This window comes from Streptomyces sp. NRRL F-2580, assembly GCF_000720115.1.
Classification (GTDB): domain Bacteria; phylum Actinomycetota; class Actinomycetes; order Streptomycetales; family Streptomycetaceae; genus Streptomyces.
Window position 1 is genome coordinate 176,424 of the sequence record NZ_JOIR01000007.1, and the last position, 24,372, is coordinate 200,795.

The 24,372-nt window shown below is 70.9% G+C and carries 19 protein-coding genes and 2 pseudogenes; 17 read left to right on the top strand and 4 right to left on the bottom strand.

The window, feature by feature from the left end:
• Position 1 precedes the first annotated feature (1 nt).
• Positions 2 to 1,699 (bottom strand): bifunctional 3'-5' exonuclease/DNA polymerase, encoded by a 1,698-nt coding sequence (locus tag IF88_RS0110055; RefSeq protein WP_030709443.1) that lies wholly within the window; start codon positions 1,697 to 1,699, stop codon positions 2 to 4.
• A gap of 223 nt (positions 1,700 to 1,922) precedes the next feature.
• Between IF88_RS0110055 and IF88_RS0110060 the strand changes: the two genes are divergently transcribed.
• Complete coding sequence (locus IF88_RS0110060; RefSeq protein ID WP_030709444.1) at positions 1,923 to 3,080, top strand: DUF2786 domain-containing protein; 1,158 nt, start codon at positions 1,923 to 1,925, stop codon at positions 3,078 to 3,080.
• A 351-nt stretch (positions 3,081 to 3,431) separates the two neighbouring features.
• A complete protein-coding gene (locus tag IF88_RS0110070; RefSeq protein ID WP_030656519.1) occupies positions 3,432 to 3,677 on the top strand; it encodes a DUF397 domain-containing protein in 246 nt (81 codons plus the stop codon).
• A 102-nt stretch (positions 3,678 to 3,779) separates the two neighbouring features.
• Here IF88_RS0110070 and IF88_RS0110075 read toward each other — a convergent pair whose 3' ends face one another.
• A complete protein-coding gene (locus IF88_RS0110075; protein ID WP_078892806.1) occupies positions 3,780 to 4,289 on the bottom strand; it encodes an ATP-binding protein in 510 nt (169 codons plus the stop codon).
• Positions 4,290 to 4,627: 338 nt separating this feature from the next.
• Between IF88_RS0110075 and IF88_RS0110080 the strand changes: the two genes are divergently transcribed.
• The 9 genes and pseudogenes from IF88_RS0110080 to IF88_RS0110120 all read left to right on the top strand — a co-directional run.
• A complete protein-coding gene (locus IF88_RS0110080; protein WP_051836695.1) occupies positions 4,628 to 5,506 on the top strand; it encodes a helix-turn-helix domain-containing protein in 879 nt (292 codons plus the stop codon).
• Between the two features lie 89 nt (positions 5,507 to 5,595).
• On the top strand, positions 5,596 to 7,053 hold the full coding sequence (locus IF88_RS0110085) for an aldehyde dehydrogenase family protein (RefSeq protein WP_030709450.1): 1,458 nt from the start codon (positions 5,596 to 5,598) through the stop codon (positions 7,051 to 7,053).
• Between the two features lie 41 nt (positions 7,054 to 7,094).
• Positions 7,095 to 9,170, top strand: a pseudogene (gene mrdA / locus IF88_RS0110090) (penicillin-binding protein 2); the annotation flags it as partial.
• Between the two features lie 108 nt (positions 9,171 to 9,278).
• A complete protein-coding gene (locus IF88_RS0110095) occupies positions 9,279 to 9,818 on the top strand; it encodes a DinB family protein (RefSeq protein ID WP_030709454.1) in 540 nt (179 codons plus the stop codon).
• Positions 9,819 to 9,842: 24 nt separating this feature from the next.
• Complete coding sequence (locus tag IF88_RS0110100) at positions 9,843 to 10,457, top strand: PadR family transcriptional regulator (RefSeq protein ID WP_030709456.1); 615 nt, start codon at positions 9,843 to 9,845, stop codon at positions 10,455 to 10,457.
• Between the two features lie 100 nt (positions 10,458 to 10,557).
• A complete protein-coding gene (locus tag IF88_RS0110105; RefSeq protein WP_030709458.1) occupies positions 10,558 to 11,493 on the top strand; it encodes a daunorubicin resistance protein DrrA family ABC transporter ATP-binding protein in 936 nt (311 codons plus the stop codon).
• Positions 11,490 to 12,290, top strand: coding sequence for an ABC transporter permease (locus IF88_RS0110110; protein WP_030709460.1), 801 nt, complete (start codon positions 11,490 to 11,492; stop codon positions 12,288 to 12,290). The genes IF88_RS0110105 and IF88_RS0110110 overlap by 4 nt, the downstream gene beginning before the upstream one ends.
• A gap of 82 nt (positions 12,291 to 12,372) precedes the next feature.
• Positions 12,373 to 13,131, top strand: coding sequence for a MerR family transcriptional regulator (locus tag IF88_RS0110115; RefSeq protein WP_030709462.1), 759 nt, complete (start codon positions 12,373 to 12,375; stop codon positions 13,129 to 13,131).
• 142 nt (positions 13,132 to 13,273) lie between these two features.
• Positions 13,274 to 13,954: pseudogene (locus tag IF88_RS0110120) on the top strand (DedA family protein); the annotation flags it as partial.
• Positions 13,955 to 14,121: 167 nt separating this feature from the next.
• Here the strand turns inward: IF88_RS0110120 and IF88_RS0110125 are convergent.
• Positions 14,122 to 15,762 (bottom strand): threonine/serine ThrE exporter family protein, encoded by a 1,641-nt coding sequence (locus IF88_RS0110125; RefSeq protein WP_030709466.1) that lies wholly within the window; start codon positions 15,760 to 15,762, stop codon positions 14,122 to 14,124.
• A gap of 209 nt (positions 15,763 to 15,971) precedes the next feature.
• Complete coding sequence (locus IF88_RS0110130; RefSeq protein ID WP_008742522.1) at positions 15,972 to 16,466, bottom strand: inorganic diphosphatase; 495 nt, start codon at positions 16,464 to 16,466, stop codon at positions 15,972 to 15,974.
• Positions 16,467 to 16,600: 134 nt separating this feature from the next.
• Here IF88_RS0110130 and dacB point away from each other — a divergent pair, with 134 nt between their 5' ends.
• From dacB to folE, 6 genes are all read left to right on the top strand, one after another.
• Positions 16,601 to 18,085, top strand: a complete 1,485-nt coding sequence (gene dacB, locus IF88_RS0110135; protein WP_051836682.1) for a D-alanyl-D-alanine carboxypeptidase/D-alanyl-D-alanine-endopeptidase — start codon at positions 16,601 to 16,603, stop codon at positions 18,083 to 18,085.
• Positions 18,086 to 18,145: 60 nt separating this feature from the next.
• On the top strand, positions 18,146 to 19,282 hold the full coding sequence (locus IF88_RS0110140) for a zinc-dependent metalloprotease (protein WP_030709470.1): 1,137 nt from the start codon (positions 18,146 to 18,148) through the stop codon (positions 19,280 to 19,282).
• A 299-nt stretch (positions 19,283 to 19,581) separates the two neighbouring features.
• Positions 19,582 to 20,616 (top strand): tRNA lysidine(34) synthetase TilS, encoded by a 1,035-nt coding sequence (gene tilS, locus IF88_RS0110145; RefSeq protein ID WP_030709472.1) that lies wholly within the window; start codon positions 19,582 to 19,584, stop codon positions 20,614 to 20,616.
• A 65-nt stretch (positions 20,617 to 20,681) separates the two neighbouring features.
• A complete protein-coding gene (hpt, locus tag IF88_RS0110150) occupies positions 20,682 to 21,242 on the top strand; it encodes a hypoxanthine phosphoribosyltransferase (RefSeq protein ID WP_030010907.1) in 561 nt (186 codons plus the stop codon).
• A gap of 225 nt (positions 21,243 to 21,467) precedes the next feature.
• Complete coding sequence (gene ftsH, locus IF88_RS0110155) at positions 21,468 to 23,504, top strand: ATP-dependent zinc metalloprotease FtsH (RefSeq protein ID WP_030709474.1); 2,037 nt, start codon at positions 21,468 to 21,470, stop codon at positions 23,502 to 23,504.
• A gap of 112 nt (positions 23,505 to 23,616) precedes the next feature.
• Positions 23,617 to 24,225: a GTP cyclohydrolase I FolE gene (folE, locus tag IF88_RS0110160; RefSeq protein WP_030709476.1), complete on the top strand. Its 609-nt coding sequence runs from the start codon at positions 23,617 to 23,619 to the stop codon at positions 24,223 to 24,225.
• The last annotated feature ends 147 nt before the right edge of the window (positions 24,226 to 24,372 follow it).

Here is a 24,372-nt window from a genome sequence, read left to right on the forward strand (position 1 = left end):
GCTATTTGGCGTCGGCGTAGCACTCCACGACCGCCGTGGTGAACGGGAACCGGACCGGGGTGTCGCCGAAGGCGATCCGGCCGGCCCGGTCGCCGGCGGCGCGGATCGCCTCCACGACGGCCTCGGCCTCCTCGGCCGGGCAGTGCACGATCACCTCGTCGTGCTGGAAGAACACCAGCTCGGCACGCATCCCGGCGGTCGCCTGCCGCAGGGCCGCGAGCAGCAGCAGGGCCCAGTCGGCGGCGCTGCCCTGGACCACGAAGTTACGGGTGAACCGGCCGCGGGCCCGGGTGTTGGTGGAGGCGTAGCTCGGGGTCCAACCGTCGCCGTCCCCGTCCTGGGGGATCCCGGCCTCGCCCCCGCCTGGGTCGCCGGCGCCGTCCCCGTCGTCGGGGGCGGAGACGGGCGGCGGACAGGTGCGGCCGAGCCAGGTCCGTACGAGCCGGCCCTCCTCGCCCGCCTTCGCGGCGTCGTCCACGTACGCCACGGCCCGGGGGAAGCGGCGGCGGAGCGCGGCCAGGTTCTTCAGGCCGTCCCCGGAGGTCTGGCCGTAGACGGCGCCGAGGACGGCGATCTTGGCCTTGTCCCGGTCGCCGGAGAAGCCCTGCCGGGAGACGGCGGTGTAGAGGTCCTCCGGCCGCCCCGCCACCTCCATGAAGGCGGGGTCGCGGGAGATCGCGGCGAGCACGCGCGGTTCCATCTGGTCGGCATCGGCCACGACGAGCCGCCAGCCGGGGTCGGCGACCACGGCCCGGCGGATCACCTTGGGGATCTGCAGGGCGCCGCCGCCGTTGGTGACCCAGCGGCCGGTCAGGGTGCCGCCGGGGATGAACTCCGGGCGGAAGCGGCCGTCGTGGACCCAGTCCGCGAGCCAGCTCCAGCCGTGGGCGGTGTAGATCCGGTACAGCTTCTTGTACGCGAGCAACGGCTCCACGGCGGGGTGGTCCAGCTCCTGGATCTCCCACCGGCGGGTGGACTTGAGCTTGATCCCGGCCTCGGCGAAGGCCTTGATGACGTCGGCCGGCAGCTCGGGGCGCACCCTCCTGCCGAAGGCGGCCGAGACGCGGTCGGCCAGCTCGGCGAGGCGCCGGGGCTCCCCGCCGCCCGCGTACCGCTCGCCGAGCAGTTCGGTCAGCAGGGCGCGGTGCACGTCGGCCCGCCAGGGCAGGCCCGCGCGGTTCATCTCGGCGGCGACGAGGAAGGCCGCGGACTCGGCGGCGGTGAGCAGCCGCATCCGGTCGGGGTGGGCGGTGGCGTCGAGCCGTTTCACCTGGTCGGCGTGGACGGCGAGGAGGGCGTCCAGGGGGACGGGGGTCGGCTGCGGGTCGAAGAGGGAGTCCTGGGCGCGGGGCTCGGCGGCGCGCGGGCGCGGATCGGGCGGTACGGGGGCGTGGGTGAGGCGTGCCCAGGCGGCGGCCGCCGAGCGGGGCTCGCCGAAGCGGCCCTCGTGGCCGAGGAGCAGCAGCTCGGCGTCCTCGATGTCGTGGCAGCGCTCGACGCGGGCGCCGGCCGCGAGCAGGCGGGGGTACACGGCGGCGGTGGACCGCCAGACCCAGCGGGTGCCGGGCGGGGCGGCGCGGACCGCGTCGGCGGGGTCGCGGACGCGGAGCCGGGCTCCCTCCGCGGGGGGTACGGGGGTCGCGTGCCACCAGCCGTCGGCGTCCTCGGCGAGGGCCCAGCGGGGGGTGCGGTCGCTCATGGGTGCGAGTGTCCCACCGGGGTCTGACAGGGGTGGTTTCGCCGGGCCGGGCGGGTGCGGCGCCGTTGCCGGGGGCGCTGCCCCCGGGCCCCCCGCGCCTCAAGCGCCGGCGGGGCTGGGTCGGCCCGGCGGGGCTGGGTGGGCCCGGCGGGGCTGGGTGGGCCCGGCGGGGCTGGAGTGGGGACATGCCAAGCTGGGAGGTGTGAGAGAGCTTGCCGAGATCGTGGATCGGGCCTTTGCCGCCGCCCTCTATGCCCAGGATGATGCCGGGCTGGACATCGGGGCCTCGTTGCTCGTCGCCGATCAGGGGCGGTGGGGCGGGGTCGGGCGGGAGTTGCTGGCGCGCGGGGAGGCGTACGTACGGCAGGGGTGGGAGCGGGGGTGGCAGCCGGCGGACGTACTGCGGCTGGTCCGGCGGGACCTCGACGAGCGGCACCTGCGGATCACCGGGGACCTGATCGCCGCCGAGGCGCGCCGCTACGCGCGGCTTCCCGAGCGGTGGACCGACGCCGAGGTGTGGTGGGACGGCGACGACACCTACGCCGACCGGCTCGCGCAGCGGGAACGGGCGGACCGGTTCACGCTGGCCACCGCCTTCCTGGAGGTGCTGCGGCTGCTGATCCGGCTGCCCTCCATCGAACCGGTGGGTCCGGTTCCCGGGGACCCGGCCGCCGACGCCCTGGAGCACGCGCACATCGAGCCGCGCATGCTGGGCCGGATCCGGGCCCTGCTCGCCAAGGCCGAGGCGACCACCTTCCCGGAGGAGGCGGAGGCGCTCAGCGCCAAGGCCCAGGAGCTGATGGCCCGGCACACCGTGGACGAGGCGCTGCTCGCGGCGAGCGGCAGGGGACCGGCCCAGGTGCCCGGGGCCTGCCGGATCGGCGTGGAGCCGCCGTACGAGGAGGCGAAGGCGGTGCTGCTCGACGCGGTGGCCACGGCCAACCGCTGCCGGTCGGTGTGGAACAGCGGGTTCGAGTTCTCCACGGTGGTCGGCTTCGAGAGCGACCTGGAGGCGGTCGAGCTGCTGTACACCTCGCTGCTCGTCCAGGGCACGTCGGCCATGACCCGCGCCGAGGCCGCGCAGCGCTCGGGCGGGCGCAAGCGGACGAAGACGTTCAGACAGTCCTTCCTGCTCGCCTACGCCAGCCGGCTCGGCCACCGGCTTGCCGAGACGGCCGAGCACACGGCGAGCGAGGCCCCGGACAACCTGCCCGCGCTCGTGGCGCGAGACGTCGCCGTCACCTCGCGGGCGGACGAGATGTTCCCCCGCACCACGACCACCCGGCTGCGCGGCGCCACCGACCACGCGGGCTGGGAGGACGGCACGGCCGCCGCCGACCGCGCCCACATGGGCGGCAGGCGGAAGCCGCTGCCCCGGTAGCCGTCAGGGCCTCGGGTCGTCCTCCGCGCGCAGGGCCGCCGACCTGGCCCGGGCGCTGCACCGCGCGACCGAGGCGGGCGCGAAGGCGGTGCGGGAGCGCCGCGTACCGCAGGGGGGCGGGGTCAGGGCGGTGCCGGCGGAGTGGGACGCCGCGGAGCCGGGGGTGTTGCGCGGGGCCGCCGAACGGCTGCCGGGCTCGCTGGACGAGGTGTCGGAGGCCCTTCGTCCGTGAGGGCGGACCTGTCTGTGATCAACGGACCACCCCGCGTGCACGTGCATCTGCCCGTGCAGGCGCCATTGAACACAGCTATGATCCGGAGGAGTTGACATCTGCACTATCGGGGGCTTCCTGTGGACCACGCGTACAACGGGATGGCAGCTGCAGAACTCGCTTCCTTGTTTGAGCTGACGTGGCAGAAGAGCAGACACAGCAACTCGCAGGGTTCCTGCGTGGAGTTCGCGAAGCTGCCGGGAGGCGACGTCGCCATGCGCAACTCGCGCTTTCCGGACGGACCGGCGCTCGTCTACACGCCGGCCGAGATAGAGGCCCTGCTCCTGGGCGTCAAGGACGGCGAGTTCGATCACTTGATCGGCTGACGGAACGGCGCATTCATCAAGCCATGCACGTGCACTGGCCGGGACCGATCGCAGTGATCGATCCCGGCCAGTTGTCCTGTGTCGGTGTCTTGTGCCGGCGTGTCAGTCGTGGAGCAGGAACAGCGCCCAGACCACCTTGCCGGTGAGCCGCCCCGCGAGCGGGTGCCAGCCCCAGCTGTCGCTGTACGAGTCCACCAGGAACAGCCCGCGCCCGGACTCCAGGTCGAAGTTCTCCTCCGTGCGCTCCGGTGAGAAGGCCCCGCCGGGCCGGTCCTCGCTGGGGTCGCGCACCGCGCACACCAGCCGGGTGCTCCACCGCATCAGGTGCAGCCGTACCGGCGGCTCCGGCTCGGCGTCCGCGCCGCGCGCGTCCTCCGGCAGGGCATGGCGCAACGCGTTGGTGACGAGTTCGGAGACGACGAGGGCCACGTCGTCGAAGCGGCCGTCGAGGCCCCACTGGGAGAGCGTCGACCGGGTGAAAGTGCGCGCGCCCCGCACCGCGTCGAACCGTGCGGGCAGAGCGCAGGAGGCGGACCCGGAGACAGCCGTGGGGTCGACCGGGGGAAGCCCCTGCCGTAACGGCTCGAGCATGGTCGATCCATTCGTCCCCATGCGAGGCACTCCCGGGATTCGCGGACGAAGCGGCGGCTTTGTCCAAAGAGAACTGCGGGGTGGGTCCGGCGCCGGCGCGAAGAGCACGCAGGTGCGCGGGGACCATCGTTCCGAATGCGCGCGCCCGATGCAAGGGCAGATGCACGTGCACGCGCCGGACCTGTCCACTCCCGTGACGGTTCTTGCTCATTTCTTCCTACGCATACTTGCGGACTTCTTTTCCCGGAGGCGGGATTCCGTTACAGAACGAGTACGAGCCGATGCGTTTTGGTGGCAGACTGCGGGCCCTGGGGTACGGGGGCCCCGCGACGCGCGCACACCACGCGCACGCCAATGCGATGGGGAGGGCAGTACTAGTGACCGCAGAAGCAAGCGGTTCTGTGGTGCGCCGCATCCTCCTGGGCTCCCAGCTCAGGCGACTCCGAGAATCCCGCGGCATCACCCGTGAGGCGGCCGGCTACTCGATCCGCGCATCCGAATCGAAGATCAGCCGCTTGGAGTTGGGAAGGGTGAGCTTCAAGGCAAGGGACGTAGAGGACCTCCTGACGCTCTACGGGGTCACGGACACCGCGGAGCGCGAGTCCCTGCTGGCGTTGGTGCGCGAGGCCAACGCGACGGGCTGGTGGCACAGTTACGGCGACGTGCTGCCGGGCTGGTTCCAGACGTACATCGGCCTGGAGGGCGCCGCCTCGCTCATCCGGATCTACGAGGTCCAGTTCGTCCACGGCCTGCTGCAGACGGAGGCCTACGCCCACGCCGTCGTCAGTCGCGGCATGCCCGGTGCCACCGCGGCCGAGATCGACCGCCGCGTGGCCCTGCGCCTGGAGCGTCAGAAGGTCCTCGTCTCCGAGAACGCCCCGGTCTTCCACGCCGTCCTCGACGAGGCCGCGCTGCGCCGCCCGTACGGCGACCGCAACGTCATGCGCGGTCAGTTGGAGCACCTCATCGAGGTCTCCCAGCGGCCCAACGTGCAGCTCCAGGTGATGCCCTTCTCCTTCGGCGGCCACGCGGGCGAGAGCGGAGCCTTCACCCTGCTGCGCTTCCCCGAGTCGGACCTCCAGGACATCGTCTATCTGGAACAGCTCACCAGCGCCCTCTACCTGGACAAAGACGAGGAAGTGGGCCAGTACGGGCGGGCGATGGAACGGCTCCAGGCCGACTGCCCCGATCCCGACCGGACCAGGGATCTTCTCCGTGGCCTGCTCCAACTGTCTTGATTCGCACGTAGTATGACGTCTGATCAGTGCATGATGACCGATCGGTCTCCGGTGCAGCGCACGGGTGCGCGCTCGCAGTAAGGGATGGCATGTCCATATTCAGCGACCTGGCTCACCAGTACATCGACGGCGAATGGCTGGCCGGCACCGGTTCGTGGGACATCATCGACGTCAACCCGTACAACGGGGAGAAGCTCGCGGCCATCCCCGTGGCCACCGTCGAGCAGGTGGACCAGGCCTACCGCGGCGCCGAGCGCGCCCAGTCGGAGTGGGCGGCCACGAGCCCGTACATCAGACGCGCGGTCCTGGAGCGTGCCCTGCGGATCACCGAGGAGCGCGAGAAGGAGATCGTCGAGGCGATGATCGACGAGCTCGGCGGGACCCGTCCCAAGGCCGAGTACGAGGTGTACCTCGCCAAGGAGTTCATCCGCGAGTCGGTCCAGCTGGCCGTCCGGCCCGAGGGCAGGATCCTCGCCTCGCCGGTCCAGGGCAAGGAGAACCGCGTCCAGCGGCTTCCCGTCGGCGTCGTCACCGTGATCAGCCCCTTCAACTTCCCCTTCCTGGTCACCCTGAAGTCGATCGCCCCGGCCCTGGCGCTGGGCAACGCGGTCGTCATCAAGCCGAACCAGAACGCGCCGGTCGTGGGCGGCGGGCTCATAGCCAAGATCTTCGAGGACGCGGGACTGCCGGCCGGCCTGCTGAACGTCCTGGTCACCGACATAGCCGAGATAGGCGACGCGCTCCTGACCCACCCCGTCCCCAAGGTCATCTCCTTCGCGGGCTCGGACCGGGTCGGCCGGCACGTCGGGGCGGTCGCCGCCCGCCACTTCAAGCGCACGGTCCTGGAACTCAGCGGCAACAGCGCGCTCGTCGTCCTCGACGACGCCGACCTCGACTACGCGGTGGACGCGGCCGTCTTCAGCCGCTTCGTCTACCAGGGCCAGGTCTGCATGGCCGCCAACCGCATCCTCGTCGACGCCTCCGTCGCCGAGGAGTTCACGGAGAAGTTCGTCGCCCGCGTGCGCGGCCTGAAGACGGGCGACCCGCACGAGGCCGACACCCACATCGGCCCGCTGATCAACTCCTTCCAGGCCGATGCCCTGACCGCACTCGTGGACCAGGCCGTGGAATCCGGGGCGCAGGCGCTCGTACGAGGATCTACGCGCGGCAACCTCGTCGAACCGACCGTGCTCGCCGGGCTCCCCGAGGACTCCCCGCTGCTGGGCCAGGAGATCTTCGGCCCCGTGGCCCTGCTGGTGGTCTTCGACGGCGAGGACGAGGCCGTACGGCTGACCAACGCCACCCCGTACGGACTGAGCGGCGCCGTCCACACCCGGGACGTGGAGCGGGGCGTCCGCTTCGCGCAGCGCATCGAGACGGGCATGATGCACGTCAACGACTCCACGATCGGGGACGAACCGCTGGCCGCGTTCGGCGGTGAGAAAGCCTCCGGCCTGGGCAGACTCAACGGCGAGGCCACGGTCGAGGCCTTCACCACCCAAAAGTGGATCTCCGTGCAGCACGGACGGAGCCGCTTCCCGTTCTAGACTCAGCCGGGCGTACGGCATGCGTCCGGGGGAGATCAGCGTTGAGCAACATACCGGAGACCGGCCGGACCCCTCGGGTCCAGAACCGGCTCGTCGTCATCCAGATCGTGGTCTTCTCGCTGCTGCTCACCCTGGGCGGCCGGCTCTGGTACCTCCAGATACGCAATGGCCAGGAGTACACGGACGAGGCGAAGAACAACCACGTCCAGCAGGTGGTCCAGCCCGCCGTGCGCGGCTCGATCCTCGACGCGCGCGGGGTCCCGCTCGCCGACAACGCGACCCACCTCGTGGTCTCCGCCAGCCGCACCGAGCTGCTGACCATGAAGGACAAGGGCAAGTCCGTGCTCACCCGGCTCGCCGGGGTCCTCGGCGTGGACGCCCAGGAGGTCATCGACAAGGTCCGGCTCTGCGACGCCAAGACGAAGCAGCCCTGCTGGAACGGATCGCCGTACCAGCCGATCCCGGTCAGCTACGAGGCGACCACCGAACAGGCCCTGCAGATCCGCGAGCACCCCGAGGACTTCCCGGGCATCACGGCCGAGGCGACCGCCCTGCGCCGCTACGCGGCCCCGGACGAGGCCAACACCTCCCAGGTGCTCGGCTACCTCTCGCCGGTCACCGACGAGGAGATCGCCAAGGCCAAGAAGTCGGACTCGCCGTACCTGCGCTCCGACCAGGTGGGCCGCTCCGGCCTGGAGCGCACGTACGACAAGGAGCTGCGCGGGAAGGCGGGCATCACCCGCTACGAGGTGGACAACCTCGGCCGGGTCATCGGGCAGGGCGAGACCGACCCGGCGCAGCCCGGCTCGAACATCGTGACGTCGATCGACTCGCGGGTGCAGGCGGTGGCCGAGCGCGAGCTGAACAACGCGATGGTCGAAGCCCGCAAGACGTACGACAAGAACACCCGCAGGAACTACGAGGCCGACTCGGGCGCCGTCGTGGTGATGGAGACCAAGACGGGCCGCATCGTCGCGATGGCCTCGAACCCGACCTACGACCCGAACGCCTGGGTGGGCGGGATCTCCGCCAAGGACTACGCCGGCCTCACCGACAAGGAGTCCAACTACCCGCTGCTGAACCGGGCCATCCAGGGCCAGGCGGCGCCGGGCTCCATCTTCAAGGTGGTCACCTCGACCGCCGCGGTCAACGCCGGGTACCCGTTCAACAACCGCTACCCCTGCCCCAGCTCCTACTCGGTCGGCAGCCAGACCTTCACGAACTTCGAGTCGCAGGGCCACGGTGACATCACCATCGGCCGGGCCCTGGAGGTCTCCTGCGACACGGTCTACTACGCCCTCGCGGACCAGGAGTGGAAGAAGGACGGCGGCATCAAGCCGAAGAAGGACCCGAACGACTGGTTCCTCAAGACCGCGCACGAGTTCGGGCTGGGCAAGCGCACCGGTATCGACCTGCCGAACGAGGTGCCGGGCCGGGTCCCCGACCGCAAGTGGAAGCAGGACTTCTTCGAGGCGAACAAGGACGCCTGGTGCCGGGACGGCAAGAAGAACGGCAGCTTCGCCGAGAAGATCGCCTACGAGAACTGCCGGCAGGGCAACCAGCTGCGCGAGGGCGACGCCATCAACTACTCGATCGGCCAGGGCGACACCCTCGTCACCCCGGTCCAGATGGCCTCCGTCTACGCGGCCATCGCCAACGGCGGCACCCTCCACCAGCCCAGCGTCGGCAAGGCGGTCGTCAGCGCCGACGGGAAGTCGGTCCAGGAGATCGCGCCGAAGGAGCAGGGCAAGCTGCCGATGGACCGCAAGACCCGCGACGACATCGACGAGGCCCTCGCGGGCGTGGCCACCAACGGCAGCGCCGCCTGGCGCTTCGGCGGCTGGCCGCAGAAGCAGATCCCGATGCACGCCAAGACGGGCACGGCCGAGGTCCAGGGCAAGCAGACCACCTCGTGGTTCGCCTCCTACACCGAGGACTACGCGATCGTGATGACGATCTCCCAGGGCGGCACCGGATCGGGTGCGTCCGGACCGGCGGTCCGCAGCATCTACGAGGCGATGTACGGGCTGGACCCGACGGGCAAGCAGGACCTCACCAAGGCCCTGCTCCCGAAGCCGGCCGAGGCGCTGCCCGCGATTCGGCCGGACGGGGAGATTTCCCCGAACTGAGCGGGCATCTAGGACAGGGGCTGACCGCAAGGCTCCGTAGCGTGTGAGGTGTCGGGGGGAGGGCCCCCGGCACCCACACGAAGAGGCGGTCCGGTCATGGCCCAGATTTCCACCGAGGTGCCCGGCGACGAGCGCGGCACGCTCCTCGCCTTCGTCGAGGCCCAGCGGGTCGCGCTGCGCGAGGCGGCGCAGGGACTGACGGAGGAGCAGGCGGCGAGCCGCCCCAGCGTCAGCGAGCTCTCCCTGTCGGGGCTGCTCAAGCACGCGGCGGAGTGCGAGCTGTCCTGGCTGCGGCTGGCCCAGCAGGCGCCCGGGGGCACCTCCCAGACGGAGTCCGGGGGAGAGCGGCAGCGCAGCGAGGAGAGCTGGGGCGACGCCTTCCGGCTGGTCGAGGGCGAGTCCGTGCCGGGCGTACTGGCCTTCTGGGACGGGGTGGTGAGGGAGACGGAGGCCTTCATCGCGGCCGTGCCCAGCCTCGACGACACCTTCCCGCTCCCGCCGGCGCCCTGGTTCCCCGAGAACGGCAAGGTCTCGATGCGCTGGATGCTCCTGCACCTGGTGGAGGAGTTCGCCCGGCACGCGGGCCACGCGGACATCATCCGGGAGTCCCTGGACGGCACCCGCGCCATGGGCTGAGGGTCCGGCCACTAGCCTGGCCGCATGTCAGCGATCAGGCTTCTCGTCCTCGGCGCGGTCCGCCAGCACGGGCGGGCGCACGGGTACCAGGTGCGCAACGACCTGGAGTACTGGGGCGCCCACGAGTGGTCCAACACCAAGCCCGGCTCGATCTACCACGCGCTCAAGCAGATGGCGAAGCAGGGCGTCCTGCACGCCCACGAGGTGGCGCCGAGCGCGGCGGGCGGTCCGCCGCGCACGGAGTACGAGGTGACGGACGCGGGTCGCGAGGAGTACTTCAAGCTGCTCCGAGAGGCCCTGGCGGCGTTCGACCAGAAGACGGACCTCCTCTCTGCGGCGATCGGCTTCATGGTCGACCTGCCCCGGGCGGAAGTCCTGGCCCTGCTGGGGGAGCGGCTGGAGAAGCTGGCGGCCTGGCGGACGTCGGTGACGGACTACTACACGCCCGAGGAGGGCCCCCAGGCGCTGGGGCACATCGGCGAGATCATGCACCGCTGGGTCCATTCCGCGGACGCCGAGGCGGAGTGGACCCGTGGGCTGATCGCCCGGATCGAGGCGGGCGCGTACTCCTTCGCGGGTGAGGGCGGCGACCCGTTCGTGGGGGTCCTGGCGGACGGCCAGGAGAACCCCTACGCCTGACCGCCTCTAATCAAGTTTGACTAGCTCGGTTCCGGGCAGTACCTTGACGCAGCTTGCTACTCAAATTTGACTAATGAGCGCGTGAGGAGTTGGAAGCGCGTTGGCGATCTTCGTCGAAGGTGTCCACAAGCGGTACGGCGACAAGTCGGCCCTGTCCGGGCTGGACCTGGAGGTGACACGCGGCACGGTGCACGCCGTGCTGGGCCCCAACGGGGCCGGGAAGACCACGGCGGTCCGCATCATGACCACCCTGCTCCGGCACGACGAGGGCGTGGTCCGGGTGGCGGGCCACGACGTACGGAAGGACCCGGCGGCCGTCCGCGCCCGGATCGGGCTGCTCGGCCAGCACGCGGCGCTCGACGAGGAACTGTCCGGGCGGCAGAACCTGGAGCTGTTCGGCCGCCTCCACCACCTGGGCGCGCGCCGGGCCGGGCTGCGGGCCGACGCGCTGCTGGACCGCTTCGGCCTCGCGGACACCGGCCGCAAGCCCGTGAAGCAGTACAGCGGCGGCATGCGGCGCCGGCTCGACCTCGCGGCGTCCCTGATCACCGAGCCCGAGGTGCTCTTCCTCGACGAGCCGACCACCGGGCTCGACCCGCGCGGCCGCGCGGAGGTGTGGAGCGCGGTCCGTTCACTGGTGGGCGGCGGCACGACCGTCCTGCTGACCACGCAGTACCTGGAGGAGGCCGACCAGCTGGCCGACCGCATCGCGCTGATCGACGCCGGGCGGGTGGCGGCCGAGGGCACGGCCGACGAGCTGAAGTCCCGCGTCGGGCCGGACCGGATCGTCGTCGTCCTGCGGGACGCGGCGCGGCTCGCGCAGGCGGCGGCGCTGCTGCCGGACCCGACCGTGGACCCGGACTCCCTCACCCTGGGCTTTCCGGTGGAGGACCGCATGGCGGGCCTCGCCCTGACCCTGCGCGCACTGGAGGGGGCGGGCATCGAGGCGGCGGACCTCTCGGTCCGGCGCCCCACGCTCGACGAGGTCTTCCTGCACCTGACGGACCGTACGAACACCACGGAGGTGGCCGCATGACGCAGCACACGATGTCCGCGGCGGGCTGGGTGGCCGTGGACTCCTGGACGATGACCCGGCGCGAGCTCGCGCACTGGGCGCGGCAGCCGGTGCAGATGGTCGTCGGGCTCGTCTTCCCCGTGATGCTGCTGCTGATGTTCGGCTTCCTGGTCGGCGGCGGACGCGGGATCGACGGCGGGTACGTCGAGTTCCTCGTGCCCGGCATGTTCGCGCTGACCATGGCCTTCGGGCTGGAGGCGACGATGACGGCGGTCACCCAGGACCTGGGCAAGGGGGTGATCGACCGCTTCCGTGCCATGCCGATGTCCTCCGCGGCGGTACTGGTCGGCCGCAGCGCGGCGGACATGCTCCAGTCGGCCGTGGGGCTCGCGGTCCTGGCGGGCGTCGGCCTGCTGCTCGGCTGGCGCTGGCACGGCTCCCCGGCGGCCGCGCTGCCGGCCTTCGTCCTGCTCCTGCTGCTGCGCTTCGCGATGCTGTGGATCGGGATCTTCCTGGGCATGGTCGCGGGCCGGCCCGAGATGGTGCAGGCGGTGCAGATCCTGGTGTGGCCGGTGGGCTTCCTCTCCAACGCCTTCGCCACGCCGGAGGCCATGCCGCGCTGGCTGGGGACGGTGGTGGAATGGCACCCGATGTCGGCGACGGCCACGGCCGTGCGCGACCTGTTCGGCAACCCGGCGGCGGCCTCCCCGTCCTGGGCCTCCGACCATGCCGCCCTGCTCGCCGTCGGCTGGCCGGTCCTGCTGCTGGCGGTCTTCTTCCCGCTGGCGGTGGCGAGGTTCCGCGGCCTGAGCCGGTAGGCCCGGGGCGGGGACTTGCACCTCACGCCACGTGAGGGACCACAGTGAAGGGCGTACCCAACCAGAGGAGGGGGACGGGACGATGGGCTACTCCGTGGGCCAGGTCGCCGGATTCGCCGGAGTGACGGTGCGCACCCTGCACCACTACGACGAGATCGGTCTGCTCTCCCCGAGCGGCCGCAGCCACGCGGGTCACCGGCGGTACGACGACGCCGACCTGGACCGGCTGCAGCGGATCCTGTTCTACCGGGAGCTCGGCTTCCCCCTCGACGAGGTCGCGGTCCTGCTGGACGACCCGGAATCGGATCCGCGGGAGCATCTGCGCCGGCAGTACGCCCTGCTGACCGACCGGATCGCCCGGCTCCAGCAGATGGCCAAGGCCGTTGAGCACGCCATGGAGGCGAAGAAGATGGGCATCAACCTCACGCCCGAGGAGCGGTTCGAGGTCTTCGGGGACAAGGACCCCGAGCAGTACGCGCAGGAGGCGGAGCAGCGCTGGGGCGGCACCGACGCCTACGCGGAGTCGCAGCGGCGGGTCGCCACCTACACGAAGGAGGACTGGCGGCGGATCCAGGACGAGGTCGCCGAGTGGGGCGCGCGCTACGCCGCTCTGATGGACGCCGGCGAGTCCGCCGACGGTGAGGCGGCGATGGACCTGGCCGAGGAGCACCGCCGGCACATCAGCACCTGGTACTACGACTGCTCGTACGAGATCCACACGGGCCTGGGGGAGATGTACGTGGCGGACGAGCGGTTCAAGGAGTATTACGACTCCATGAAGCCGGGCCTCGCCGAGCACCTGCGGGAAGCGATCCTGGCGAACGCGGTGCGCAAGGTGTAAGCGGAACGTCACGCATCCGACCCCCTCCGGTAGCTGGAACCGGGAGGGGGTCGTGTGCGTTGATAATTGAAACCGCCTTTACCCTGCCCGCAACAGCCTGCTGCCCCCGGCACGCCCCCCGATCCAGGAGAGTCCGGAACCCGTGTACACGATTGCGCTCGGCCCTGAGTGGCTGTCCCCGGACTACCTGATCTCGCACTTCGGCCTGATCGGCATCCTGGTCATCGTCTTCGCCGAGTCGGGACTCTTCGCGTTCCTGCCCGGCGACTCCCTGCTGTTCACGGCGGGCCTGCTGGTCGCGGACGGGCAGTACATCAAGCAGCCGCTGTGGCTGGTCTGCACCCTGATCGTGGCCGCCGCGATCCTCGGTGACCAGGTCGGCTACATGATCGGCAAGTTCTTCGGGCCGAAGATCTTCAACCGGCCGAAGTCCAAGCTCTTCAAGCGGGAGAACCTCGACAAGGCGCACGAGTTCATGGACCGGCACGGCCCGAAGGCCATCGTGCTCGCCCGCTTCGTGCCGATTATCCGTACCTTCGCCCCGATGGTCGCCGGCGCCGGCTCGATGAAGTACCGCACCTTCCTGACGTACAACGTCATCGGCGGCATCGGCTGGGGCGCGGGCGTCACGATGGCGGGGTACTGGCTCGGCCAGATCGAGTTCATCAAGACGAACGTCGAGCCGATCCTGGTGGCCATCGTCCTCATCTCGGTCATCCCGGTGATCTTCGAGGTGCTCAAGGCCCGCAAGGAGAACAAGGCGAACGGCGCCGAGGCGCAGCCCGAGGTCGCCGCCGTCGACGGCTCTGGCCCCCAGACCCCGGGCACCCGCGGCCGCCACGCGAAGCGCTAGCCGCTTCAGCGCCGCCGCCCTGTTCAGCCCCTCCGGCGTTCGAGGAGGGGGCCCCGGACGGAGTCTGGGGGAGGGTCCGGGGCGGAGCCCCGATCGGTGAGCCGCGCGAGGGACATCGCATCAGCCACCCCGTACGGCTAGAAGCCTCGGGTCCGCTTCGCCGCACGGCGCTTCGCGGCGCTCGCGGCCCCCGGGATCCGCATGAACAGCCGGGACGTCTCCGACCCCAGGTTGACCCCGATGGCGATGGCCAGCGCGATGGCCGCCGCGTTCACCAGGGAGGCCAGACCCTCGTTCAGCCGGTTCTCGGCGATCAGCAGCAGCCCGTAGTACGTCGCCGAGCCGGGCAGCAGCGGGCCGATGGCGGCCGTCACGTACGGCAGGGCGGAGGCGAAGCGGTAGCGGGAGAAGAGCTGCCCGAAGAGGCCCACCAGCCCGGCGGCGATGGCGGTGGACGGCACGGGCGGGATGTGGCCGGCGTAGTGCAGGGCGCCGAAGGTGACCCAGGCGACCCCGCCGTTGAGGGTCACGATCAGCACGGTGGAACGCTCCTGCTGGAGCAGGATCGCGAAGGTGAAGACCAGCACCATCGAAGCCGCGATCTGGATCAGCGGCCGCTGCTGGATCTCCAGGACCTCCTCCGGCCGGGGGGAGGCGTCGAACTGCAGGCCGACGTACAGCACGACCAGCACGCCCATGATGATGCCGATGAAGAGGTACATGACCTCCAGCAGGCGGGCGGAGGCGGTGATGTAGAAGCCGGTCAGGCCGTCCTGCACGGCCGCGACCAGGGCCCGCCCGGGCAGCAGCGCGAAGAGCCCGCCGGTGATCACCGCGGAGGCCTTGACGTCGATCGCCGTCATGTTCAGCGCCACCCCGATCGCGGCGGGCGGCATGGCCGCGACCACGAACTGGTAGAACTCCGGCAGCCCGCGGCCGGCGCACAGCCAGGCCAGCCGGTCGCCGAGGACCGCGCCGAGCGCCGCCGCGATGAACACCAGCACCCCGCCGCCGACCAGGGTGGAGGCGGCGCCGGCGAGCAGTCCGGCGGAGGCGGTGAGCATCCAGCCGGGGTACGGGTGCCGGTTGCGGCGGATCTCGGCGAGGCGCCGGTAGGCCTCCTCCAGCGAGACGTCGATCTCGGGGGCGCTGATGTCGTCCACCAGCCGGTAGACGGCCGAGAGTCGGTTGTAGTCGGTGCCGCGGCGGCGCACGGTCCGGTTCGCCGAGACCGGGTGGTCCACCAGCGAGGGCTGGTGGGTGATCGACAGCAGGGTGAAGGTGACGGTGGGCTCGCAGCGGTCCAGCCCGTAGGAGCGGGTCACCGCGAACATGGCCGCCTCCACGTCCTCGGCACCCTCGCCGCCCGCGAGCAGCAGCTCGCCGATGCGCAGGGTCAGGTCGAGCACGCGGCCCACGGCGGGTCCGGACTCGCTCGGCCGGTGCACGAGATCCGGTACGGGCCGCACGTCGACCGGCATGCGCAGCATCGTGCGCATGCGGTCCTGCCAGGGGGATTCCTTCAGCTGGACGACGTGGAAGTCCTGGCCTGGGGTGTAGGCGGGCGGGGAGTGCGCGGCGCTGTAGGTGGCCGGGGTGGCGAAGGCCGAACCCCCGGGCTCGGGCTGCACCGGCTCGGCGCCGGCCGGACGGGCGAACTCCGAGGTGGGCTGGTCCTCGTCGAGGGCGTCCGGCTCCATTCCGGGCGGCGGCGTGAAGGCGCTGTGCGCCTCGTCGGACTGGGGCTTCCTGTCCTCTGCCCCGTCGGCCTCCGCCACGCGTCCTCCAGTCCGTGATCACCTGCCGTACCAGTATGCGGAACCGTTTGCTCCATGGCGAAGCCAGCCCGTTCCGTGCCGATGCCGTGCGGGTGCCGTGCGGGTGTGGCGCGAAAACGACAGTGGGCGGCACCCCCATCGCGGGGGTGCCGCCCACTGTCGAAGCCAAGGGGCCGGGGGATTCCCCCGACCCTGCTCACCGGCGGAGCCTAGTGGTGGCCACCCTGCGCCTCAAGGCGCTTGTACGAGGCCTCGATCTCGGCCTCGGCCTCGGTGCGACCGACCCAGTTCGCGCCCTCGACCGACTTGCCCGGCTCCAGGTCCTTGTAGACCTCGAAGAAGTGCTGGATCTCCAGGCGGTCGAACTCGGAGACGTGGTGGATGTCGCGCAGGTGCTCGACACGCGGGTCCGAGGCCGGCACGCAGAGCAGCTTGTCGTCGCCGCCCGCCTCGTCCGTCATGCGGAACATGCCGATGGCGCGGCACTTGATCAGGCAGCCGGGGAAGGTCGGCTCGTCCAGGATGACCAGCGCGTCCAGCGGGTCGCCGTCCTCGCCGAGGGTGTTCTCGACGAAGCCGTAGTCGGCCGGGTAGCTGGTCGAGGTGAAGAGGCGACGGTCCAGACGGATCCGGCCGGTCTCGTGGTCCACCTCGTACTTGTTCCGCGAACCCTTGGGGATCTCGATGGTGACGTCGAACTCCACGTCCTGCTCCTCCATGATCAGCTTCATTGCTTCGAGACTGCGTTTGATTCACCTGCGTGCGCGACCGCCCCGGCCCTGCCGGGTGGGGTGCCATGCTCGCGGCAAGACGCAATGGTTAAGTGTCCCTCACGCATATGTGTGATCGCGAAAGGGGCTGGTCCGAGGTGCCATTGGTCAAGTCGTGGCAGCTCATCGCGGGTGCGGCCGTCGCCGGCCTCGCCCTGTCGGTGGCAGCGGTGGCCGCCGCCGGTCCGTGGGACTCCGGCCAGCGTAAGGCCGAGCGGGACAGAGCCGCCTCCTGGGGCCTCACGGGTGGCGCAGATCACGGCCGCGGGCCTGGCTCCGGGCTCCTGCCGCAGGCCGCCCCCAGCGCGCCGGGGGTGCTCGGCGCGATCGGCCCCGGCGTCCCGCAGGGGCAGGCGGCCGTCCCCGCCGCCTCCGGGAAGCTCGCCGCCGCGCTCAAGCCGCTGCTCGCCGACCCCGCGCTCGGCACCGTCCGTACCGCCTCCGTCGTCGACACCGCCACCGGGCAGGTCCTCTACGAGTCCGGGGCGCGGGACGCCATGACCCCCGCCTCCACCGTCAAGATCGTCACGGCTGCAGCCGCGCTGTCCGCGCTCGGGCCCGAGCACCGGATCAGGACCACCGTCGTGCCCGGAGCCGCTCCCGGACAGATCGTCCTGGTCGGCGGCGGCGACCCCTCCCTCACCGCGAAGAAGAAGAGACCCGCCGGATCCGGCGGCAGCCTCGTCGCGCTCGCCGCCGACACCGCGCAGGCCCTCAAGGCCGCCGGAACCGACACCGTGACCCTCGGCTACGACGACAGCCTCTACACCGGCCCCGCCCGCCACCCGATCGGCGTCAACCCCAACATCGCGCTCGTGACCGCCCTGATGGCCGACGAGGGTCGCCCCGACGACTCCACGTCCGGGCCCGTGGACCGGACCGAGGACCCCTCCAAGGACGCCGCCCGCGCCTTCCGGACCCTGCTCACCGAGCGCGGCATCAAGGTCACCGGCGAACCCGCCGAGGCGAAGGCCGCCGCCGGTGCGGGCGCCTCCGCCCAGCCGCTCGCCACCACCCTCTCCACCCCGGTGGCCGGGCTCGTCGAGCGGATGCTGACCAACAGCGACAACGACATCGCCGAGGCCCTCGCCCGCCAGACCGCCCTCGCCTCCGGGCAGCCCGCCAGCTTCGAAGGCGCCGAGAAGGCCGTCGCCGCCAAGCTCGCCGCCCTCGGGGTCGATAGCCCGGGCTCCCGCTTCGCCGACGGCAGCGGCCTGAGCCGCGCCGACAAGGTCAGCGCCGGCCTGCTGACCGGCCTCCTCGCCAAGGCCGCCGACCCGCAGCGCCCGGAGCTGCGGCCGGTCCTGACCGGACTGCCCGTCGCCGGCTTCACCGGGACCCTGCGCGGCCGCAACGCGGGCACCTCCCCGGCCGCGGGCCTCCTCCGGGCCAAGACCGGCACCCTGACCGGCGTGAACTCCCTCTCCGGGACCGTCGTCGACTCCTCCGGCCGACTGCTCGCCTTCGCCTTCCTGACCGCGAACGCCCCCGGCCCCGAGGGCGCGGAGAAGGCCCTCGACAAGCTGGCCGCGGCCGTCGCGGCCACCTCGTAGGTCCGTCCGGGCCGGGCCCGAGGGGGTCCGCAGGGCGCCCTGCCCACGTACGGTTGACGCATGACGAGCATCAGTGGTGCGGAGATGGTCGACTGGAACCTCGCGGTGGCGACCGCGACCCGCTTGGTGCGTCCCGGGCCGGAGGTCACCCGGGACGAGGCACGGGCGGTCGTCGCGGAGCTGCGCGGGCACGCCAGGATTTCGGAACGACACGTGCGCGAGTTCACCAGGATGATCCCGGAAGGGTCCGCCGTCCCCGACACCCCCGTCCTGGTCGTCGACCGGGCCGGCTGGGTCAAGGCCAACGTCGCGGGGTTCCGCGAGCTGCTCCAGCCGCTCCTCGCCAAAATGCAGGACCGCCGCGCGGGCGCCCCCGGCGGAGCCGTGCTCGGCGTGGTCGGCGGCAAGGTCACCGGCGTCGAGCTGGGCATGCTGCTGAGCTTCCTGGCCTCCAGGGTCCTCGGCCAGTACGAGACCTTCGCCCCGGTCTCGCGCGACCTGCCGGCCTCGGCCTCGGGCGGCCGGCTTTTGCTCGTCGCCCCCAACATCGTGCACGTCGAGCGCGAGCTGGAGGTGAACCCGCACGACTTCCGGCTGTGGGTCTGCCTGCACGAGGAGACGCACCGTACACAGTTCACGGCCGTCCCGTGGCTGCGGGACCACCTCGAAGGCGAAATCCAGACGTTCCTGGGCGCCACCGAGGTGGACCCGGCGACCGTGCTGGAGCGCATCCGGGAGGCCGCCCAGTCCTTCGTGGGAGCCCGCCCGGACGCCGAGCACGGCGACGAGGGCCGCTCCCTCGTCGAGCTCGTGCAGACCCCCGAGCAGCGCGAGATCCTGGGCCGCCTCACCGCCGTCATGTCCCTCCTGGAGGGCCACGCCGACTTCGTCATGGACGGCGTCGGCCCGCAGGTGGTGCCCTCGGTCGCCGAGATCCGCGAGAAGTTCCAGCAGCGCAGGGCCAGCGGGGCCGGCCGCCTCGACTCCGCCCTGCGCAAGCTCCTCGGCCTCGACGCCAAGCTGCGCCAGTACCGCGACGGGGAGCGCTTCGTGCGCGCCGTCGTCGACCAGGTCGGCATGGACGGCTTCAACCGGGTCTGGACCTCCCCGAACACATTGCCGACCAAAGCGGAGATCGCCAGGCCCGCCGAGTGGGTGACCCGGGTCCACCGCAAGGGGAGCGAACAGAGCGACTGAGGGTGACTCAAGGGGCTCAGGCCTGTCCGTCACGTACGGGGTCCTTCACCCTCCCCATACGTGACGGACAGGCCTAAACATGTCTCACTGGGGGAAGCAGCATCACCCGTCCGAGGGACCGTGGGCCGTGGAAGGGCGTGCGATGCTCGGGGAACGGCTCGGTTCTGTCACCATCGACGCACTCTGAGTGACATCCCTGACTGACAGCCCCCGCCCCGCGGGGGTACCGAGTACCACCCCCAGCGCACCACACCCCCAAAGCCTCCGAGGCATCCGAACTCCATCGAAGGGCACCGGACATGGGTCCCCATCCTGCGGTCGCGGCGATACGCCTGGCGGTCCGCCGCGTACTCCACGACGTCCTCACCGACCTCACCGACACCCCCGCCGACCCTCGCACCGCAGCGGGCACCCGGCCACTCGTCCTCGTCGCCTGCTCCGGCGGCGCCGACTCCATGGCGCTCGCCTCCGCACTCGCCTTCGAGGCCCCCAAACTCGGCATCCGGGCCGGCGGCATCACCGTCGACCACGGGCTCCAGGCCGGCTCCGACCTGCGCGCCGCCGAGGTCGTCACCCGCATGACCGCACTCCGCCTCGACCCGGTGGAGTCCGTCGCCGTGCGCGTCGGCCGTGACGGCGGGCCCGAGGCCGCCGCCCGCGATGCCCGCTACGGGGCCCTGGACGAGGCCGCAGACCGCCTCGGGGCCGTCGCCGTGCTCCTGGGGCACACCCGGGACGATCAAGCCGAAACCGTCCTGCTGGGCCTCGCCCGCGGCTCCGGGATCCGCTCGCTGTCCGGCATGGCCGAAAAGTCCGGAGGCCCCGGCCGCGGCCACCGCTACCGCCGCCCCTTCCTCCAGCTGGACCGGCAGACCGCCCGCAAGGCCTGCATGGTCCAGTCCCTCGCCGTCTGGGACGACCCGCACAACATCGACCCCGCCTACACCCGCTCCCGCCTGCGCCACGAGGGACTGCCCGCCCTGGAGAAGGCGCTGGGCAAAGGGGTCGTCGAGGCGCTGGCCCGCACCGCCCAGCTCTCCCGCGACGACGCCGACGCCCTCGACGCCTGGGCCGCCGAGGCCGAGACCGGCGTACGGGACGCGGACGGCCGCCTGGAGTGCGCCAAGCTGTACGCCCTGCCCCCGGCCGTCCGCCGCCGGGTGCTGCGCAGGGCCGTGGTCGCCGCGGGCTCTCCCGCGGGCTCCCTCTTCGCCCGCCACATCGAGGAAGTCGACCGGCTCATCACCGGATGGCGCGGCCAGGGCGCCATCAACCTGCCCGGCCGGGTCGAGGCCCAGCGGCAGGGTGGCAGACTTGTCATCCGGCAGGGCTGATTGGTGCTGAAACACGGCTGAGTCCTCCGGGGACACCCCCGGAGCCCCGGCCGACAACGAAAGTGATGCGGGTGGACGAGAAGGACATGGGCAACGACCTCCAGTCGGTGCTCATCACCAAGGAAGAGATCGACGCGAAGCTGGCCGAGCTGGCTGCGAAGATCGACGCGGAGTACGCGGGCAAGGACCTGCTCATCGTCGGTGTGCTCAAGGGCGCCGTGATGGTGATGGCGGACCTGGCGCGCGCCTTGTCCACCCCGCTCACCATGGACTGGATGGCGGTGTCCTCGTACGGCGCCGGGACCCAGTCCTCGGGTGTGGTCCGGATCCTCAAGGACCTGGACACCGACATCAAGGACAAGCACGTCCTGATCGTCGAGGACATCATCGACTCAGGTCTGACGCTGTCCTGGCTGCTGTCGAACCTGGGCTCCCGCCAGCCGGCCTCCCTCGAGGTCGTCACGCTGCTGCGCAAGCCCGAGGCCGCGAAGGTCGCGATCGACGTGAAGTGGGTCGGCTTCGACATCCCCAACGAGTTCGTGGTGGGCTACGGCCTCGACTACGCGGAGAAGTACCGCAACCTGCCGTTCGTCGGCACGCTCGCCCCGCACGTCTACGGCGGCTGATCCCGCTCCCGGCCGCTCCCGGTCTCCGGGGCCCTGCGGGAAAGCACCGCGGGCTCCGGGGAACCTGTGGGCGATTCCCGCCGTTGGAGCAGGGGAAGGCGGGTCTGTCAGCCGTCCCACGGGGCCGCGGGTGACAATACAGGGGTACATTCCGAAGAACAGTCTTTACTCACAGCAGCATTTACCTACGGGCAGGAGGGACGGGGTGCCTGGCGCCCCGTATGGATGGACGTGAAGCGATACTTCCGTGGGCCGGTCATGTGGATCGTGCTGGCCGTCCTCGCCGTGGTCGTGTTGATGAATGTCGTCGGCTCCGGCGGCGGCTACAAGTCGGTGGACACCAGCGAGGTCATCAAGGCGATCAACACTGGCCAGGTGGAGACAGCGAAGCTGACCACCGGCGACAGCCAGATGATCAAGATCGAGCTGCGCGACGGCCAGAAGCTCGGCAAGCATGACGGCACCAAGTTCCAGGCCAACTACATCGGGGATCAGGGCGTCCAGCTCGCCCAGAGCCTCCAGACCAAGTACGACGCCGGTCAGATCCCGGACGGGTACTCCGTCACTCCGGACAAGACCAGCCCGTTCCTGAGCGTTCTCCTCTCGCTCCTGCCCTTCGTCCTCATCGTCGTTGTCTTCCTGTTCCTGATGAACCAGATGCAGGGCGGCGGCTCCCGAGTCATGAACTTCGGGAAGTCCAAGGCCAAGCTCATCACCAAGGACACCCCGAAGACGACGTTCGCCGATGTCGCGGGCGCGGACGAGGCCGTCGAGGAACTCCACGAGATCAAGGAGTTCCTCCAGGAGCCGGCGAAGTTCCAGGCCGTCGGCGCCAAGATCCCCAAGGGCGTGCTGCTGTACGGCCCGCCCGGCACCGGCAAGACCCTGCTCGCGCGCGCCGTCGCGGGCGAGGCCGGTGTCCCCTTCTACTCGATCTCCGGATCCGACTTCGTCGAGATGTTCGTCGGTGTCGGTGCCTCGCGTGTCCGCGACCTGTTCGAGCAGGCCAAGGCCAACGCGCCGGCGATCGTCTTCGTCGACGAGATCGACGCCGTCGGCCGGCACCGCGGTGCGGGTCTCGGCGGCGGTCACGACGAGCGCGAGCAGACCCTCAACCAGCTGCTGGTCGAGATGGACGGCTTCGACGTGAAGGGCGGGGTCATCCTGATCGCCGCCACGAACCGTCCGGACATCCTCGACCCGGCACTGCTGCGCCCCGGCCGCTTCGACCGGCAGATCGCGGTCGACCGTCCGGACATGCAGGGCCGTCTGGAGATCCTCAAGGTCCACCAGAAGGGCAAGCCGGTCGCCCCGGACGTGGACCTGGGCGCCGTCGCCCGCCGTACGCCCGGCTTCACCGGTGCCGATCTCTCCAACGTCCTGAACGAGGCCGCGCTGCTCACGGCCCGCTCGGACAAGAAGCTGATCGACAACCACTCGCTGGACGAGGCGATCGACCGCGTCGTGGCGGGCCCGCAGAAGCGGACCCGGATCATGTCGGACCGGGAAAAGAAGATCACCGCGTACCACGAGGGCGGACACGCCCTGGTCGCGGCGGCCTCCCCGAACTCCGACCCGGTCCACAAGATCACGATCTTGTCCCGCGGCCGGGCTCTGGGCTACACCATGGTCCTGCCCGACGAGGACAAGTACTCGACCACGCGCAACGAGATGCTCGACCAGCTGGCGTACATGCTGGGCGGGCGCGCGGCCGAGGAGCTGGTCTTCCACGACCCGACCACGGGCGCGGCGAACGACATCGAGAAGGCCACCGCCACGGCGCGGGCCATGGTCACGCAGTACGGCATGACCGAGCGTCTCGGTGCGATCAAGTTCGGCGGCGACAACACCGAGCCGTTCCTGGGCCGCGAGATGTCGCACCCGCGGGACTACTCGGAAGAGGTCGCGGCGCTGGTCGACGAAGAGGTCAAGAAGCTCATCGAGACCGCGCACAACGAGGCCTGGGAGATCCTCGTCGAGAACCGTGACGTCCTCGACAACCTGGTCCTCGCGCTGCTGGAGAAGGAGACGCTGAACAAGGAGCAGATCGCCGAGATCTTCTCGACGATCGTGAAGCGTCCGGCCCGCCCCGCGTGGACCGGCTCCTCCCGCCGCACCCCCTCCACCCGTCCGCCGGTGCTCTCTCCCAAGGAGCTCCAGCTGACGAACTCGGCGAACGGCACCTCGGCGACGACCGCCGTTTCGCCGGTCTCGACGGAGAAGGGCATCGAGGTGGCCCCCGAGGACCGCCCTGAGGCCTGATCCACCCGGAATGGAAGCCGCGCCCCCCAGGTTCTAGCCTGGGGGGCGCGGCACTTTCATCTGGTCATACTTGGGTGGCCGCGAGCGCTGTGCACACAGGAACGAGGAAGAAATGACCGACCCAGTGACCCTGACCGGCGACGAGGGCACGATCGGCGAGTTCGACGAGAAGCGCGCCGAGGCGGCGATTCGCGAGCTCCTGATCGCGGTCGGCGAGGACCCGGAGCGGGAGGGTCTCCTGGAGACCCCGGCGCGCGTGGCGCGGTCGTACCGGGAGATATTCGCCGGCCTGTACCAGCGGCCCGAAGAGGTCCTGACCACGACGTTCGACATCGGCCACGACGAGATGGTCCTCGTGAAGGACATCGAGGTCATGTCGAGCTGTGAGCACCACCTGGTGCCCTTCCACGGGGTCGCGCACGTCGGCTACATCCCGTCGACCGACGGCAAGATCACCGGCCTGTCGAAGCTGGCCCGCCTCGTGGACGTGTTCGCCCGCCGCCCCCAGGTGCAGGAGCGCCTGACCACGCAGATCGCGGACTCCCTGATGGAGATCCTGGAGCCCCGCGGGGTCATCGTGGTCATCGAGTGCGAGCACATGTGCATGACCATGCGCGGCGTCCGCAAGCCCGGCGCGAAGACCATCACCTCGGCGGTCCGCGGCCAGCTCCGCGACCCCGCCACCCGCAACGAGGCGATGTCCCTGATCATGGCCCGCTGAGCCGGCTGAGCCCGCCGATGCCCGCGGGCCCGCCGTCGCCCGGACGGGGCCTAGACGAGTAAGTCCGATGTCTTCGGGTGCATAAAGCGAGGGTCTCGTTGGTTCGTTTGTGACGACAAACCTGGAGACCCTCGCGACTGCACTGTA

Coding starts and splice junctions, on each gene's coding strand:
- IF88_RS0110055 (WP_030709443.1), bottom strand. CDS start 1,699: ATGAGCGACCGCACCCCCCGCTGGGCCCTCGCCGAGGACGCCGACGGC.
- IF88_RS0110075 (WP_078892806.1), bottom strand. CDS start 4,289: ATGGGGACGAATGGATCGACCATGCTCGAGCCGTTACGGCAGGGGCTT.
- IF88_RS0110080 (WP_051836695.1), top strand. CDS start 4,628: ATGGGGAGGGCAGTACTAGTGACCGCAGAAGCAAGCGGTTCTGTGGTG.
- IF88_RS0110085 (WP_030709450.1), top strand. CDS start 5,596: ATGTCCATATTCAGCGACCTGGCTCACCAGTACATCGACGGCGAATGG.
- IF88_RS0110095 (WP_030709454.1), top strand. CDS start 9,279: ATGGCCCAGATTTCCACCGAGGTGCCCGGCGACGAGCGCGGCACGCTC.
- IF88_RS0110100 (WP_030709456.1), top strand. CDS start 9,843: ATGTCAGCGATCAGGCTTCTCGTCCTCGGCGCGGTCCGCCAGCACGGG.
- IF88_RS0110110 (WP_030709460.1), top strand. CDS start 11,490: ATGACGCAGCACACGATGTCCGCGGCGGGCTGGGTGGCCGTGGACTCC.
- IF88_RS0110115 (WP_030709462.1), top strand. CDS start 12,373: ATGGGCTACTCCGTGGGCCAGGTCGCCGGATTCGCCGGAGTGACGGTG.
- dacB (WP_051836682.1), top strand. CDS start 16,601: ATGTGTGATCGCGAAAGGGGCTGGTCCGAGGTGCCATTGGTCAAGTCG.
- IF88_RS0110140 (WP_030709470.1), top strand. CDS start 18,146: ATGACGAGCATCAGTGGTGCGGAGATGGTCGACTGGAACCTCGCGGTG.
- tilS (WP_030709472.1), top strand. CDS start 19,582: ATGGGTCCCCATCCTGCGGTCGCGGCGATACGCCTGGCGGTCCGCCGC.
- hpt (WP_030010907.1), top strand. CDS start 20,682: ATGCGGGTGGACGAGAAGGACATGGGCAACGACCTCCAGTCGGTGCTC.
- ftsH (WP_030709474.1), top strand. CDS start 21,468: ATGGACGTGAAGCGATACTTCCGTGGGCCGGTCATGTGGATCGTGCTG.
- folE (WP_030709476.1), top strand. CDS start 23,617: ATGACCGACCCAGTGACCCTGACCGGCGACGAGGGCACGATCGGCGAG.